This is a genomic window from Pseudomonas sp. NPDC089996, assembly GCF_044748405.1.
Classification (GTDB): Bacteria; Pseudomonadota; Gammaproteobacteria; order Pseudomonadales; family Pseudomonadaceae; genus Aquipseudomonas.
On the sequence record NZ_JBIVGA010000009.1, the window covers coordinates 110230 to 123228 of the forward strand.

The window sequence follows — 12999 nt, forward strand, 5'->3', positions numbered from 1 at the left end:
GCAACCTTGTATTGTTGAATCACCATAACGCCACCCGCCCCAAGGCTTGTTAGCCTCAAGGGACCGCGTCATTAGCCTGCAGGTAACACCGCATGGAAATCCGCCATTTCCGCTACTTCCTCTGCGTCGCCCGCCACGGCCACTTCACCCGTGCCGCCGAGCAGCTGGGCATCGCCCCGCCCACCCTCAGCCGGCAGATCCAGGACATGGAACGCGAGCTGGGCGTGCGGCTGTTCGAGCGCAACCAGCGCGAAGTGAACCTCACCGCCGCCGGCCAGGCGTTGCTGATCGAAGCCGACCAGGCAGTACGCCAGTTCGATGCTGCGCAGTTAGGCGCGCAGCGTGCCGGGCGTGGCGAAAGCGGGCGTATCGAGCTGGGCTACGTGGCGTCGGCGGCATACTCGGGCATGTTGCAGCGGCAGGTGGTCAGCTTCAGCGATGCGCACCCTGGCGTGCGCCTGAACATCCGCGAACTGCCCATGGCCGAGCTGCCAGGCATGGTGCGTGATGGCCTGCTCGACCTGGCCTATGTGCGCTCGCCGATGGAGCTGCCGGAAGAACTCGAAGCCATCGCCCTGCACCAGGAAGGCTTCGTCCTCGCCCTGCCCGCCAGCTCGCGGATCAACGAACTGACGCAGATTCCAGCGGCGCGCCTGGCCAACGAGACCTTCATCCTGCCCGAACAGATTTCCGGCACGCTGGAGGCAGCGGCGCAGGGTGGCTTCGTGCCACAGCTGGGGCCGCAACCGGGCAGCCTGGTGGCGGTGATTACCCTGGTGTCGCTGGGGCAAGGGATCGCGGTGGTGCCGGAGTCGGTGGTGCAGCGCATCAGCCTGCCGCAGGTGAACTACCGGCGGATTGCCGATTGCCAAGCCAGCTCGTGGTTGAGCCTGGTCCACCGACGCTTCGAGAAAGCGCCGACTGTGAATAGATACATCGAAATGATGGGTGGCCAGGTTTTGTGGAATTTGTCTCAGCGCTGATGAGACTTTTATCGCTGCCAGGTGTTCACCACAACATTATTCAGCGCCTGTGAGATCGAGCGCCGCGCGGGCGGCGCTCGATCTGACAGGCGCTGAAAATTACTCGGCGAACATAAAACAAGGGCACCCATCCACTGGTGCCCTCGCCCTTGTTGCAAGGTGAACTCAATCACCCCATCGAACGCGCCCCCACCGTCTGCGCATGGCCCCGCGAGGTGACGATCCCCAGGAAGGAAATCACGATCGCCAGGCCCAAGGTCGAACTCACTTCCGCCCGGTGCTCAGGCGTGTACATCATCACCGCCAGTGCGCCGGCGATGAAGATGATCACCGCCCAGGTCAGGTACGGGAACAGCCACATGCGGAACTTCAACTCGGTGTTCTCGCGCTCCAGGCGGCGGCGCATGCGCAGCTGGGAGATGGCGATGACCATGTACACCAGCAGCGCGATGGCGCCAGAACTGGCCAGCAGGAACTCGAACACGCCCTTGGGTGCGAAGTAGTTGAGGATGGCGATGGCGGCGCCGATCAAGGTGCTGCCGAACACCGCGGCACGGGGCACGCCAACCTTGGAGGTCTTGTTGAGGAAGGCCGGGGCGTCGCCGCGCTTGGCCAGCGAGTACATCATCCGCGAGGCGATGTAGATCGACGAGTTCATGCAGCTGGTCACCGCCACCAGCACCACCAGGTCGACCATGAAACCGGCGTTGGGGATATTCATGATTTCCAGCGCGCGCTGGTAAGAACCCACCACTGCCAATTGCGGATCATTCCACGGCACCACCGAGATGATCACGAAGATCGACAGGATGTAGAAGGTGCTGATGCGCCAGATCACCGAGCGGGTGGCCTTGGCGATGTTGCGCGAGGGGTCGCTGGATTCGGAGGCGGCGATGGTCACGGCCTCGGTACCGATGAAGCTGAACATCACCGTGATGAACGCCCCCACCACCGCTGCCCAGCCCTTCGGCGCGAAGCCGCCGTGTTCGGTGATCAGCCCGCTCAGGCCGCTGACTTCGCGGTTGGGCAGCCACCCCATCAGCGCGGCGAAGCCCAGGCCGATGAAGCCGAGAATCGCCGTGACCTTGAGGATGGCGAACCAGAACTCGAACTCGCCGTACTTGGCCACGCTGAACAGGTTGGTGCCCGCCAGCAACAGCACCGAGGCCAGGGCGAATATCCAGCTGGGGATGTCGGGGAACCAGGCGTTGAGCACATGCCCCGCCGCCAGCGCCTCGATCGGGATCACCAATACCCAGAACCACCAGTACAACCAGCCGATGGTATAGCCGGCCCAGCAGCCGATGGCCTGGTCAGCGTAGGTGGAGAACGATCCGGTGTCCGGGTGCGCCACGGCCATTTCGCCGAGCATGCGCATGACCAGTACCACCAGGGTGCCGGCCACGAAGTACGAAATAATGGTGGCTGGCCCGGCCGCCGCAATGGCGTGCCCGGAGCCTACGAAAAGTCCGGCACCGATGATGCCCGCAATGGACAGCATCGTTACATGACGCGGCTTGAAACCTTGTGCAAGGTTGCCATCAGATCCCACGGTGTTCATTGATCTTGTTCTCTTTTTGCTGACACAAGGAAGGACGGGCAGGCGTAGGCGAAAATATCTCCTTTGAAATCAATAAGTCGACACGTTGCTGGTGTGTTGTTGTTGATCTTTGGCACACGTCACAGAGCAAGATGCCGGTGTGGTTCGGGCTTCATTTAAGCCTTGCGGGGCTGTGGGAAATTACACGAGAACGCCTCGAAACTGTTCGATCACGACAGCGCATTTCCATTAACGCCAGATGTCGCGAATGGCATGCCCGATCACGCCAGCAAGTCATTCGAGGCTTTTGTTTTTCATCTGGATGTGTTTCCACCGGCCACAAAAAAGCCCCGGTCTCCCGGGGCCTCTGTTGCTCAGGCGTCTGCCTACGCCTGCCCGGTACGCTCGAAGCGCCTGGCCAGCAACAGGTAAGCGAAGATCCCCAGCACGCCATGGGCGGCCACGAACCAGAGTGCGTTGTGGAACGAGCCGGTGCTCGCCACCACATAACCGATCACCAGCGGGGTGACGATGCCGGCGATGTTGCCGATACCGTTGAACACGCCGCCGCACAGGCCGACCATCTTCTTCGGCGCCACGTCCGACAGCACCGCCCAACCCACCGCCGCCAGGCCCTTGCCGAAGAAGGCCAGGGTCATCAGGGCGATCACCGCGGCGTTGCCCTCCACATAGTTGGCCAGCACCAGGCTGGTAGACAGCGCCATGCCAATCACGAACGGGGTCTTGCGCGCCTTGGAGGGGTGCACGCCGCGGCGGATCAGGCAGTCCGAAACGAAGCCGCCGAGAATGCCGCCGGTGAAACCGCAGATAGCTGGCAGCGCGGCGACCCAGCCGGCTTCCATGATGGTCATGCCACGGCCCTTGATCAGGTAGATCGGGAACCAGGTGATGAAGAAGTAGGTGAGCGCGGTGATGCAGTACTGCCCCAGGTACACCGCCCACAAGTTGCGGCTGGTGAACAGCTGTGCGATCTCGGCGCGGGTGGGCTTGCTCTTGGCCGTCTTACGTTCCTGCTCCAGGTCGACCAGGGCCCCGCCTTCGCGCATGTAGTCGAGTTCTTCGCGGCTCAACCCGGGTGCACTGTGCGGCTCGTGATAAAGGCGGAACCACACCACGCTCAGCACGAGGCCAAGCACGCCCATCCAGATGAACACCTGCTCCCAGCTCAGGGTGTGGGTCATCCACGCCATCAGCGGCGCGAACACCACCACCGCCATGTACTGCGCCGAGTTGAACAAGGCAGACGCTGTGCCGCGCTCACGGGTGGGGAACCAGCAGCTGACGATGCGCGAGTTGGCCGGGAACGCGGGCGACTCCACCAGGCCGAGCATGAAGCGCATGGAGAACAGCGCCACTGCCGCCGACACACCGGCAAGGCCCAGCCAGCCGACCGTGCCTTGCAGCAAAGTGAACAGTGACCAGAGGATCAGGCTGATGCCGTACACTCGGCGCGCGCCGTAACGGTCCAGCAGCCAGCCGCCAGGTACCTGGCCCAGGGCGTAGGCCCAGGCGAAGGCCGAGAAGATCATGCCCAACATCATCGGGTCCAGGCCCAGGTCTTTCAGTACTTCGGTGCCGGTGATCGACAAGGTGGCGCGGTCGGCATAGTTGATGACGGTGATGACGAAGATCAGCGCCAGGACCAGAAAGCGATGGCGACCGATCCCGGCCACGGCCTGCGGTGCGGCGACGGCGGATTTGCTGTTCATGTGGACCCTCTTGCTTCTCGGTGGAAGCGATTGTTCTTGTGCGGAGAAGGTGTGGCCCTTGGGCCTTGTGTTGCCTGTGCCGGCCTCTTCGCGGGCAAGCCCGCTCCCACAAGGTCCTCCACAGTTTTCAGCACCTGCGGAGAACTCTGTGGGAGCGGCTTTAGCCGCGAAAGGGCCCTAGAGGTCGATCACCCGATTCGGCGGCACCTCGCCCCGAAAACAGGCCTCCAGGTTCTGCAAAACCATGCGCCCCATCTCCAGCCGGGTCTGCAGTGTGGCGCTGCCACGGTGCGGCTGCAGCGCGACCTGGTTCAGGTCTCGCAACGCCGGCGGCACATACGGCTCGTCGACGAACACATCCAGCCCGGCGCCGGCAATGCGCTGCTCGCGCAACGCTTCGACCAACGCGTCTTCGTCGACCAGCTTGCCGCGCGCCACGTTCACCAGGTACCCCTGCGGCCCCAAGGCATCGAGCACTTCGGCCGTCACCAGCACCTGGCCGCCATCGGCGGAAGCCGCCACTACCAGCACATCCACCGACCTCGCTAGCGCGACCAGGTCGGCCTCAAAGCGATAACCGCTTTCTGGCTGTTCACGCCGCCCGTTGTAGGCAATGCGCATGTCGAATGCAGCAGCGCGCCGAGCGATAGCCTTACCGACCTCACCCAGACCGACGATGCCCAGTTCGATACCGCTGACCTTGCGCGCCAATGGCAGGTTGACCGTGCCCCATAAACCGTCGCGCACCAACCGCTCACCCTCGCCCAGACGGCGCAGGGTGCTGATGATCAGGCCCATTGCCAGGTCGGCCACATCGGCGGTCAGCACGCCCGGTGTGGTGGTGACGTGAATGCCGCGGCTGGCGGCGTGGCGCAGGTCCACGGCGTCGGTACCGATGCCGCTGATGGCGATGATCTCGAGGCTCGGCAACTGATCCATCAGCGCGTTGGACAAACCCTTGGCGCCGCCAGTGACCACTGCGCGAATGCGTGGGCCAACTTCGGCGAGCAGCTGTTGCGGGTGGTCATGTTGATACAGGCGATGCACGTGATAGGCGCTGACCAGCTGGGCATCGATGGCCTCTGGCACAGGCTGGGTCAACAGCACGTCGATGGAGTCGTTGTTCATCGTGGGCATCCGGCAGTTCGAAGACATGACTCGATGCTAGGCCCGCATTTGATACAGGTCTAATATAGATGCTGGATCGAATAAGTCAGGAATTGAATCATGGAGCTGCACCAGTTGCGCTGTTTCGTCGCCGTCGCCGAGGAGCTGCATTTTGGCCGCGCGGCCATCCGCCTGCACATGACCCAACCGCCGCTGAGCCGGCAGATCCAGCTGCTGGAGCATTCCCTCGGTGTGCTGTTGCTGGAGCGCAACAACCGCCAGGCACGACTGACCCTGGCCGGGCAAAGCTTCCTCGAAGATGCCCGGCGCATCCTGCAAGTGGCGGAGTCGGCCAGCCAGTCGGCGCGACGTATCGCCCACGGCGAAGCCGGCCGCCTGACCCTGGGTTTCACTGCCGTCGGCGCCTACAGCATGATCCCGCGCTTGCTGGTGCACGCCGGGCAGACCTTGCCGGACATCGAGCTGGTGCTCAGCGAACGGGTCTCGTCCACCCAGGTGCATGACCTGGAAGCCGGCCTGATCGATGTCGGCCTGGTGCGCCAGGTGTTGCCCAGCGCGCGCGTGGAGTACCTGCCGATCCACCGCGAACCCTTCGTCGCCGCCTTGCCCGCCGGGCATGCGCTGGCGGCACGCGAACGGCTCAGGCCGAGCGACTTCGACGGGCAACCGTTCGTGATGTACAGCGCCAGCGAAGGGCGCTATTTCCATGACCGCATCGCCAACCTGTTTGCCCGGCATGAGGTGCAGCCACGGTACCTGCACCAGCTGGGGCAGACGCACTCGATACTGGGGCTGGTCAATGTCGGGCTGGGCTGCGCGGTGGTGCCGGCTTCGGCGCAGGCGTTGCGCCTGGAGCAGGTGGTGTTCAAGCCGATGGTGGGGATGGAGCAGCAGGCGGAGATTTTTCTGGCGTTTTGCCGGGATAACCCGAACCCGGTGCTGGGGAGCTTTGTGACGATGGCGCGGGCATTCTTCGAAGCTGAATGACTTGTGCCGCACTGCTTTTGTGTGGGAGCGGCCTTGTGTCGCGAAAGGGCTGCGCAGCAGCCCCTGCAATTCGTGCACTTGCGCTGAAATACTGGGGCTGCTGCGCAGCCCTTTCGCGACACAAGGCCGCTCCCACAAAATGCTGGCAGGCCCTGTGCCTTAACGCACCAGGCAAGGCTTCTTGTTGTCGAAGCTCCAGCCCGGAATCAGGAACTGCATCGCCACGCTGTCATCGCGCGCGCCCAGCCCCATGTTGCGGTAGCACTCATGGGCCTTGGCCAGTTGGTCTTCATCCAGTTCCACCCCCAGCCCCGGCCGCGCTGGCACCCGCACGTGGCCGTCGACGATGCGCAGCGGGTCACGGGTCAGGCGCTGGCCGTCCTGCCAGATCCAGTGGGTATCGATGGCCGTGATTTCACCCGGCGCCGCCGCTGCCACCTGGGTGAACATCGCCAGCGAAATGTCGAAGTGGTTGTTCGAGTGCGAGCCCCAGGTCAGGCCCCAGTCGTTGCACATCTGCGCCACCCGCACCGAGCCCTGCAGGGTCCAGAAATGCGGGTCGGCCAAGGGGATGTCCACCGACTGCAGCTGGATCGCATGGCCCATCTGCCGCCAGTCGGTGGCGATCATGTTGGTGGCCGTCGGCAGACCGGTGGCGCGGCGGAACTCGGCCATCACTTCACGGCCCGAGTAACCGTTCTCGGCGCCGCACGGGTCTTCGGCGTAGGCCAGCACATCATGCTTGTCGCGGCACAGGGCGATGGCTTCCTTCAGCGACCAGGCGCCGTTCGGGTCGAGGGTGATGCGCGCGTCGGGGAAGCGCTCGGCCAGGGCCGTCACCGCCTCCATTTCTTCTTCGCCACGCAGCACGCCGCCCTTGAGCTTGAAGTCGCTGAAGCCATAGCGCTGCCTGGCGGCTTCGGCCAGGCGTACCACGGCTTCGGCGGTCATGGCCTTCTCATGACGCAGGCGGAACCAGTCGTCATCGGCATCGGCTTCGTTGCGGTAGGCCAGGGTGGTCTGTTGGCGGTCGCCAATGTAGAACAGGTAGCCGAGCATCTTCACCGCTTCGCGCTGCTGGCCTTCGCCGAGCAGGGCCGCCATCGGCACCTGGAGGTGCTGGCCGAGCAGGTCGAGCAACGCCGACTCGATGGCGGTCACCGCGTGCACGGTGATGCGCAGGTCGAACGTCTGCAGGCCGCGGCCGGCGGAATCGCGGTTGGCGAAGGTCTGGCGCATGGCATTGAGCACGCGCTGGTAATGGCCGATCGGCTGGCCGACCACCAGGCTGCGGGCGTCTTCCAGGGTCTGGCGGATGTTCTCGCCACCGGGCACTTCGCCAAGGCCGGTGTTGCCGGCGCTGTCGCGCAGCACCACGACGTTGCGGGTAAAGTACGGGCCATGGGCGCCACTGAGGTTGAGCAGCATGCTGTCGTGGCCGGCGACGGGGATCACGCGCAGCTCGGTGACGACCGGGGTGCTGGTGTGAACGGCTGGATTGGTCTGCATGTTCATGGTTATTGTCTCGCAGTCATCAGTGGGTCTGGCGCAAGGCCGAAGGTGCCTTGACGTCGTCAGAAGGAGCGCCCTTCGGGCGAATGCGTACGAAGAAGATGGCGATGGCCGCCAGCACCGAGGTCACGGCCAGGCCATACAGCCCGCCCTGGATCGACCCGGTCTGCTGCTCGAGCAGGCCGAAGGTGGTGGGGGCGACGAAGCCGCCGAGGTTGCCGACCGAGTTGATCAGGGCAATCACGGCCGCGGCGATACGGGCGTCCAGGTAGCCTTGCGGAATCGGCCAGAACAGCGACGAGGCCGACTTGAAGCCGATGGCGGCGAAGCACACCGCGACGAAGGCGAACACCGGGCCGCCGGTGGTGGACATGAACATGCCAATGGCCGCGACTATCAGGGCACCGGCCACCCAGGCCTGCTGAAACTTCCAGCGCGTGGAGCCGGCAGCGAAGGCATACATGGCGATGATCGAGATCAGCCACGGGATCGAGTTGAAGAAGCCGACCTGCAGGTCGCTGAGGTCGCCCATGCGCTTGATGATGCTCGGCAGCCAGAAGGTGGCGGCGTAGATGGTCAGCTGGATGCAGAAGTAGATCAGGCAGAACAGCACGATCTGGCGGTCCTTGAGCAGGCTCCAGGCCGAAGGCTTCACCGCACCCACAGCTTCACGCTCACGCTGCTCGCGGTCGATGGTCGCCACCAGCGCGTCCTGTTCGGCCTGGCTCAGCCACTTGGCATCCTGCGGTTTGGAGTCGAGCCAGAAGAACACGAAGAAGCACAGGGTCACCGAGGCCATGCCTTCGATGAACAGCATCCACTGCCAGCCGTGCAGCCCCAGGCCCTGGATCTGCATCAGCGCGCCGGCCAGCGGGCCGGAAATCAGCGACGCCAGGGCCGAACCGCTGAGGAAGATGGCAATCGCCTTGCCGCGCTCGGCGGCCGGCAGCCAGCGGGTGAAGTAGTAGATCACCCCGGGGAAGAAGCCCGCCTCGGCCACGCCCAGCAGGAAGCGCAGCACGTAGAACTGTGTTTCGTTCTGCACGAAAGCCATGGCGGTGGCCACCAGGCCCCAGGTGAACATGATGCGGGTCAGCCACAACCGCGCACCGACCTTTTGCAGCAACATGTTCGAAGGCACTTCGAACAGCGCGTAGCCGATGAAGAACAGCCCTGCGCCGAAACCATAAGCGGCGGCACTGATGCCCAGGTCGCTTTCCAGGTGAGGCCGGACGAAGCCGATGTTGACGCGGTCGAGGTAGTTGACGATGAACATGATGACGAACAGCGGCAGGACGTGGCGCTTGACCTTGGCCACGGCACTGGCCAGAGCGTCGCCTTCATTCCGGGCAGACGGAGCGAGGGTGTCGTTCACTTTGTGGATCTCCCACTAATTGTTTTTGTGCGGGGCGGAGTTGTCTGACATGACAGTGGGATGGAGCATATGCGCAGCGAGGTTGTACGACAAGATGCCGAATGTCGCCTAATTGGCAAAATACAAGCTGATAAATAGCGATATAGATCCGATCATGCCGGCAACGTTTTTGACAGTGCTGTACCGTGCAGAGAAAAACCGGGCAGAAAATATTTTTTCTGGTTAACTTGTCGTACAAGCAGACTGATCCGGAACAACCCATGAACACTTCCCCCGCCAAACGCAGCCACAGCCGCGCCCATGACCTGGTGTCGAGCCTGACCCAGCAGATTCTGTTGGGCACCTTCAAGCCGGGGGACAAGCTGCCGTCGGAAAACACCCTGGTGCGCGAGCATGGTGTCAGCCGCACCGTGGTCCGCGAAGCGCTGTCGAAGTTGCAAGCCTCAGGGCTGGTGGAGCCGCGCCACGGCATCGGCACGTTCGTGATGGAGCGCCAGGGCCAGGCGGGTTTGCGCGTGGGGGCGGAAAACGCGGCGAGCGTGCGTGACCTGCTCGAATTGCGCATCGGCCTGGAGGGTCAGGCAGCCGCCCTCGCCGCCGTACGCCGCAGTGACGAGCACCTGGCAAGAATGCGCAAGGCGCTGGATGACTATCAGGATCTGGCGGCGGCCGGGGACAGTTGCATCGAGGCGGACCGGCGCTTTCATTTGTTGATCGCCGAGGCCACCGGCAACCTGTATTTCAGCGAGATGATGGCGCAGCTGGGCAATGGCCTGATTCCGCGTAACCGCATGGCCCTGGCCGAACGCGCCGGGGCCAGGCTGGCGCGGCATGCGTACCTAGCGAACCTGGAGCATGAGGCGATCCTCAATGCCATCCGCCGGCAGGACCCGGATGCGGCGCGGGCGGCGATCTGCCTGCACCTGTCCAACAGCCGGGATCGCCTGCTGCCGGATTGATCACTGTCGGCAATTGCGCGGTCCCTTGTGGGAGCGCATAAGGGCTGGCTACCAGGTCAGGCAGATCTTGCCGAAATGCCGGTTGCTTTCCTGATGGCGGAACGCCTCGACGATCTGCTCCAGTTCGAAATGCTTGTCCACCACCGGCCGCAAGCCATTGGCATCGATCGCCCGCACCATCGCCTGCTGTTGCGCACGGCTGCCCACCAGCACACCTTGCAGGCGGATCTGCCGCACCAGCGCCTGTACCAGCGGCAACTGCCCGGCCACGCCGGTGAGAATGCCGATCAGCGACACATGCCCGCCAATACGCGCGGCGATCATCGACTGCTCCAGGGTCGCCGGCCCGCCTACCTCGATCACATGATCGACGCCGCGATTGCCAGTCAGCGCACGCGCCTTCTCGCCCCAGGCCGGGGTGGTCTTGTAGTTGATCAGGTGGTCGGCACCCAGGGCTTTGAGGCGTTCGAGCTTGGCGTCGCTGGACGAGGTGGCGATGACCGTGGCACCCGCCAGCTTGGCGAACTGCAGGGCGAAGATCGACACGCCACCGGTGCCCTGCACCAGCACCGTGTCGCCAGGCTTGAGGTGGTCATCACTCATCAGCGCGCGCCAGGCGGTAACACCCGCCGTGGTCAGTGTCGCGGCCTCGGCGTGGCTGAACCCCTGGGGCGCCAGGGTAAACGAGGTGGCCGACGCCGTTACCTGCTCGCGGGCATAACCATCGATGCCATCGCCGGGCACCCGGCCAAAGCCTTCGACATTGGCCTGGCCGTCGAGCCAGTCGGGGAAGAAGGTGCTGACGACGTTGTCGCCGACCTTGAACTCGCTTACGCCCGTGCCGACAGCGATCACTTCGCCAGCGCCGTCGGCCATGGGGATAAGCCGCTCGCTCGGGCCCCACATGCCGCTGACCACGGCAAAATCGTGGTAGTTGAGGGAGCTGGCGTGCAACTGCACGGTAATCTCACCGGCCTCGGGCGCCGGGGCCTCGCAGGTACCGACTTCGACCTTGTCGTAGCCGCCGCCGGGTTGCACATAGATGGCCTTGCTGGTCATGACTGAGGCTCCATTCCGGGAAAGACTGCGGTTCAGCATAGCCAGTGCCGGCCCTTTCGCGGGTAAACCCGCTCCCACAGGGAGGTCCAGTGGGAGCGGGTTTACCCGCGAAGAGGCACGCACAGGCAACAGTCAACTCAGCCTAGAAGCACCCGCAATGCCCGGCAATCCGCCGCATGCCAGTCCACCAACTCGGGCCAGGGGTTGTCCGGCAGGTTCACCAGTACCGTGCGCGCGCCGGCGGCCCGCCCACAATCCAGGTCAAAACGGTAATCCCCGACCATCACCAGCTCGCTGGGCGCCACGCCCCAGGCGCTGGCAATCTTCAGCAAACCATCCGGGCTCGGCTTGGGGTCGGCCTCATCGCGCCCGAGGATGTGCGCGACCTGGAAGCAGTCCGCCAGGCCGATCGCCTCCAGCGTCACATGTGCCAGCTCCCGCGCATTGCGGGTCAGAATGCCCAGGCGGCAACCGCGCCCGGCCAGCTCACGCACCAGCTCCACCGCCCCGGTGGCCGCTGTCGAGGCAATCGCCAGGTCGCGCTCATGCTCCAGCAGCCAGGCATGCTTGGCTGCCGCTTCGGCCGTCGGCAGCGCTGCCAGGTGGGTGAGGATGTCGTGCTCGGCCGGGATGTCCAGGGCGACGCGGATCGCGGCGAAGTCGTGCACCGCCACGGTCAGGGTGCCGTCCATGTCGAACACCCAGTTGCGGATTTCGTCCAGCCTCATGCCCAGTCCTTGCGGTGGCGAATCAGGCCTTCCTGGCTCGACGAGGCCACCAGCTGGCCTGCGCGGTTGAAGATGCTGCCGCGGCAGAAGCCACGGGCATTGCCGGCCCACGGGCTGTCGGTGGCGTACAGCAGCCACTCGTCCGCGCGCAGGTTGCCGTGGAACCATAGCGAATGGTCGAGGCTGGCGATCTGCATGTCGCGCTGCCACACCGACTTGCCATGGGGCAGCAGCGACGTGGTCAGCAGGCCGAAGTCGGAGGCGTAGGCCAGCAGGTACTTGTGCAGTGCCGGTACGTCCGGGAGTGTGCCGTCGGCGCGGAACCAGGCGTACTTCACCGGGTCGCCGGGCTGTGGGTTGAACGGGTCGCGCTCGGTGACCGGGCGGATCTCGATCGGCTTGGCGCACAGCACCTTGTCGCGGATGCGCTCGGGCAGCTTGTCGGCGTGGGCACTGGCCAACTCGACTTCGGTCGGCAGGTTCTCCGGGCCGACCACATCGGGCATCTGCACCTGGTGTTCGAAACCTTGCTCGTCATACTGGAACGATGCACTGCAGGTGAAGATCGGCTGGCCCTTCTGGATCGCCGTCACCCGCCGGGTGCTGAAGCTGCCGCCGTCGCGCACGCGGTCCACCGAATAGACGACCGGCAGGCTGGCATCGCCCGGGCGCAGGAAGTAACCGTGCAGCGAATGCACGTGGCGCGCATCCTCGACCGTCTGGCTCGCGGCCGACAGCGACTGGCCCAGCACCTGGCCACCGTACAGCTGGCGGAAGCCCAGGTCCTGGCTGCGGCCACGGAACAGGTTTTCCTCGATCGACTCGAGGCTCAACAGGTCGACCAGGTCGTCCAACACATGACTCATCGGGGGTTCTCCTTGTAGGAGCGAGCTTGCTCGCGATGCGCCGCCTGAGCGGCGCTCGGTAGTACAGGCGCTGAACATCTTTCGGCGAGCACCTTGCAGGGGTAGGCAAATGATACAGACTTTGTCATCGAC

General features: G+C 64.3%; 11 protein-coding genes. 3 read left to right on the plus strand and 8 right to left on the minus strand.

What is annotated here, in order from left to right:
* Window positions 1-92: 92 nt before the first annotated feature.
* The gene (locus ACIPW4_RS17235) at window positions 93-983 is read left to right on the plus strand and encodes a LysR family transcriptional regulator (protein ID WP_400659889.1); all 891 of its coding nucleotides are present in this window, start codon (window positions 93-95) and stop codon (window positions 981-983) included.
* A 169-nt stretch (window positions 984-1152) separates the two neighbouring features.
* Here the strand turns inward: ACIPW4_RS17235 and ACIPW4_RS17240 are convergent, their stop codons facing one another.
* From ACIPW4_RS17240 to ACIPW4_RS17250, 3 genes are all read right to left on the minus strand, one after another.
* On the minus strand, window positions 1153-2544 hold the full coding sequence (locus ACIPW4_RS17240) for an amino acid permease (protein ID WP_400659891.1): 1392 nt from the start codon (window positions 2542-2544) through the stop codon (window positions 1153-1155).
* A gap of 365 nt (window positions 2545-2909) precedes the next feature.
* A complete protein-coding gene (locus ACIPW4_RS17245) occupies window positions 2910-4253 on the minus strand; it encodes an MFS transporter (protein WP_400659893.1) in 1344 nt (447 codons plus the stop codon).
* A gap of 177 nt (window positions 4254-4430) precedes the next feature.
* Window positions 4431-5381 (minus strand): 2-hydroxyacid dehydrogenase, encoded by a 951-nt coding sequence (locus ACIPW4_RS17250; RefSeq protein WP_400659895.1) that lies wholly within the window; start codon window positions 5379-5381, stop codon window positions 4431-4433.
* Window positions 5382-5480: 99 nt separating this feature from the next.
* On the opposite strand from ACIPW4_RS17250, the gene ACIPW4_RS17255 reads away from it, so the two are divergent.
* Window positions 5481-6368: a LysR substrate-binding domain-containing protein gene (locus ACIPW4_RS17255; protein WP_400659897.1), complete on the plus strand. Its 888-nt coding sequence runs from the start codon at window positions 5481-5483 to the stop codon at window positions 6366-6368.
* Between the two features lie 159 nt (window positions 6369-6527).
* On the opposite strand, the gene gudD is transcribed toward ACIPW4_RS17255, so the two are convergent.
* Window positions 6528-7883 carry a glucarate dehydratase gene (gene gudD / locus ACIPW4_RS17260; protein WP_400659899.1) on the minus strand — a complete coding sequence of 452 codons (1356 nt, stop codon included), beginning with the start codon at window positions 7881-7883 and terminating at the stop codon, window positions 6528-6530.
* 19 nt (window positions 7884-7902) lie between these two features.
* Window positions 7903-9255: an MFS transporter gene (locus tag ACIPW4_RS17265; protein WP_400659900.1), complete on the minus strand. Its 1353-nt coding sequence runs from the start codon at window positions 9253-9255 to the stop codon at window positions 7903-7905.
* A gap of 260 nt (window positions 9256-9515) precedes the next feature.
* Here ACIPW4_RS17265 and ACIPW4_RS17270 point away from each other — a divergent pair, with 260 nt between their 5' ends.
* Complete coding sequence (locus ACIPW4_RS17270) at window positions 9516-10214, plus strand: FadR/GntR family transcriptional regulator (protein WP_079226441.1); 699 nt, start codon at window positions 9516-9518, stop codon at window positions 10212-10214.
* Window positions 10215-10262: 48 nt separating this feature from the next.
* Here ACIPW4_RS17270 and ACIPW4_RS17275 read toward each other — a convergent pair whose 3' ends face one another.
* From ACIPW4_RS17275 to tesB, 3 genes are all read right to left on the minus strand, one after another.
* Window positions 10263-11273: an NAD(P)-dependent alcohol dehydrogenase gene (locus ACIPW4_RS17275; protein ID WP_400659902.1), complete on the minus strand. Its 1011-nt coding sequence runs from the start codon at window positions 11271-11273 to the stop codon at window positions 10263-10265.
* A 137-nt stretch (window positions 11274-11410) separates the two neighbouring features.
* Window positions 11411-12001 (minus strand): HAD family hydrolase, encoded by a 591-nt coding sequence (locus ACIPW4_RS17280; protein WP_400659903.1) that lies wholly within the window; start codon window positions 11999-12001, stop codon window positions 11411-11413.
* Window positions 11998-12867, minus strand: coding sequence for an acyl-CoA thioesterase II (tesB, locus tag ACIPW4_RS17285; protein WP_400659904.1), 870 nt, complete (start codon window positions 12865-12867; stop codon window positions 11998-12000). Before tesB ends, ACIPW4_RS17280 begins: the two co-directional genes overlap by 4 nt.
* Window positions 12868-12999: the final 132 nt, after the last annotated feature.

Excerpts from the sequence above, each read along its gene's own strand:
- ACIPW4_RS17235 (WP_400659889.1), top strand. The coding sequence starts at position 93 with ATGGAAATCCGCCATTTCCGCTACTTCCTCTGCGTCGCCCGCCACGGC.
- ACIPW4_RS17240 (WP_400659891.1), bottom strand. The coding sequence starts at position 2,544 with ATGAACACCGTGGGATCTGATGGCAACCTTGCACAAGGTTTCAAGCCG.
- ACIPW4_RS17245 (WP_400659893.1), bottom strand. The coding sequence starts at position 4,253 with ATGAACAGCAAATCCGCCGTCGCCGCACCGCAGGCCGTGGCCGGGATC.
- ACIPW4_RS17250 (WP_400659895.1), bottom strand. The coding sequence starts at position 5,381 with ATGAACAACGACTCCATCGACGTGCTGTTGACCCAGCCTGTGCCAGAG.
- ACIPW4_RS17255 (WP_400659897.1), top strand. The coding sequence starts at position 5,481 with ATGGAGCTGCACCAGTTGCGCTGTTTCGTCGCCGTCGCCGAGGAGCTG.
- gudD (WP_400659899.1), bottom strand. The coding sequence starts at position 7,883 with ATGAACATGCAGACCAATCCAGCCGTTCACACCAGCACCCCGGTCGTC.
- ACIPW4_RS17270 (WP_079226441.1), top strand. The coding sequence starts at position 9,516 with ATGAACACTTCCCCCGCCAAACGCAGCCACAGCCGCGCCCATGACCTG.
- ACIPW4_RS17275 (WP_400659902.1), bottom strand. The coding sequence starts at position 11,273 with ATGACCAGCAAGGCCATCTATGTGCAACCCGGCGGCGGCTACGACAAG.
- ACIPW4_RS17280 (WP_400659903.1), bottom strand. The coding sequence starts at position 12,001 with ATGAGGCTGGACGAAATCCGCAACTGGGTGTTCGACATGGACGGCACC.
- tesB (WP_400659904.1), bottom strand. The coding sequence starts at position 12,867 with ATGAGTCATGTGTTGGACGACCTGGTCGACCTGTTGAGCCTCGAGTCG.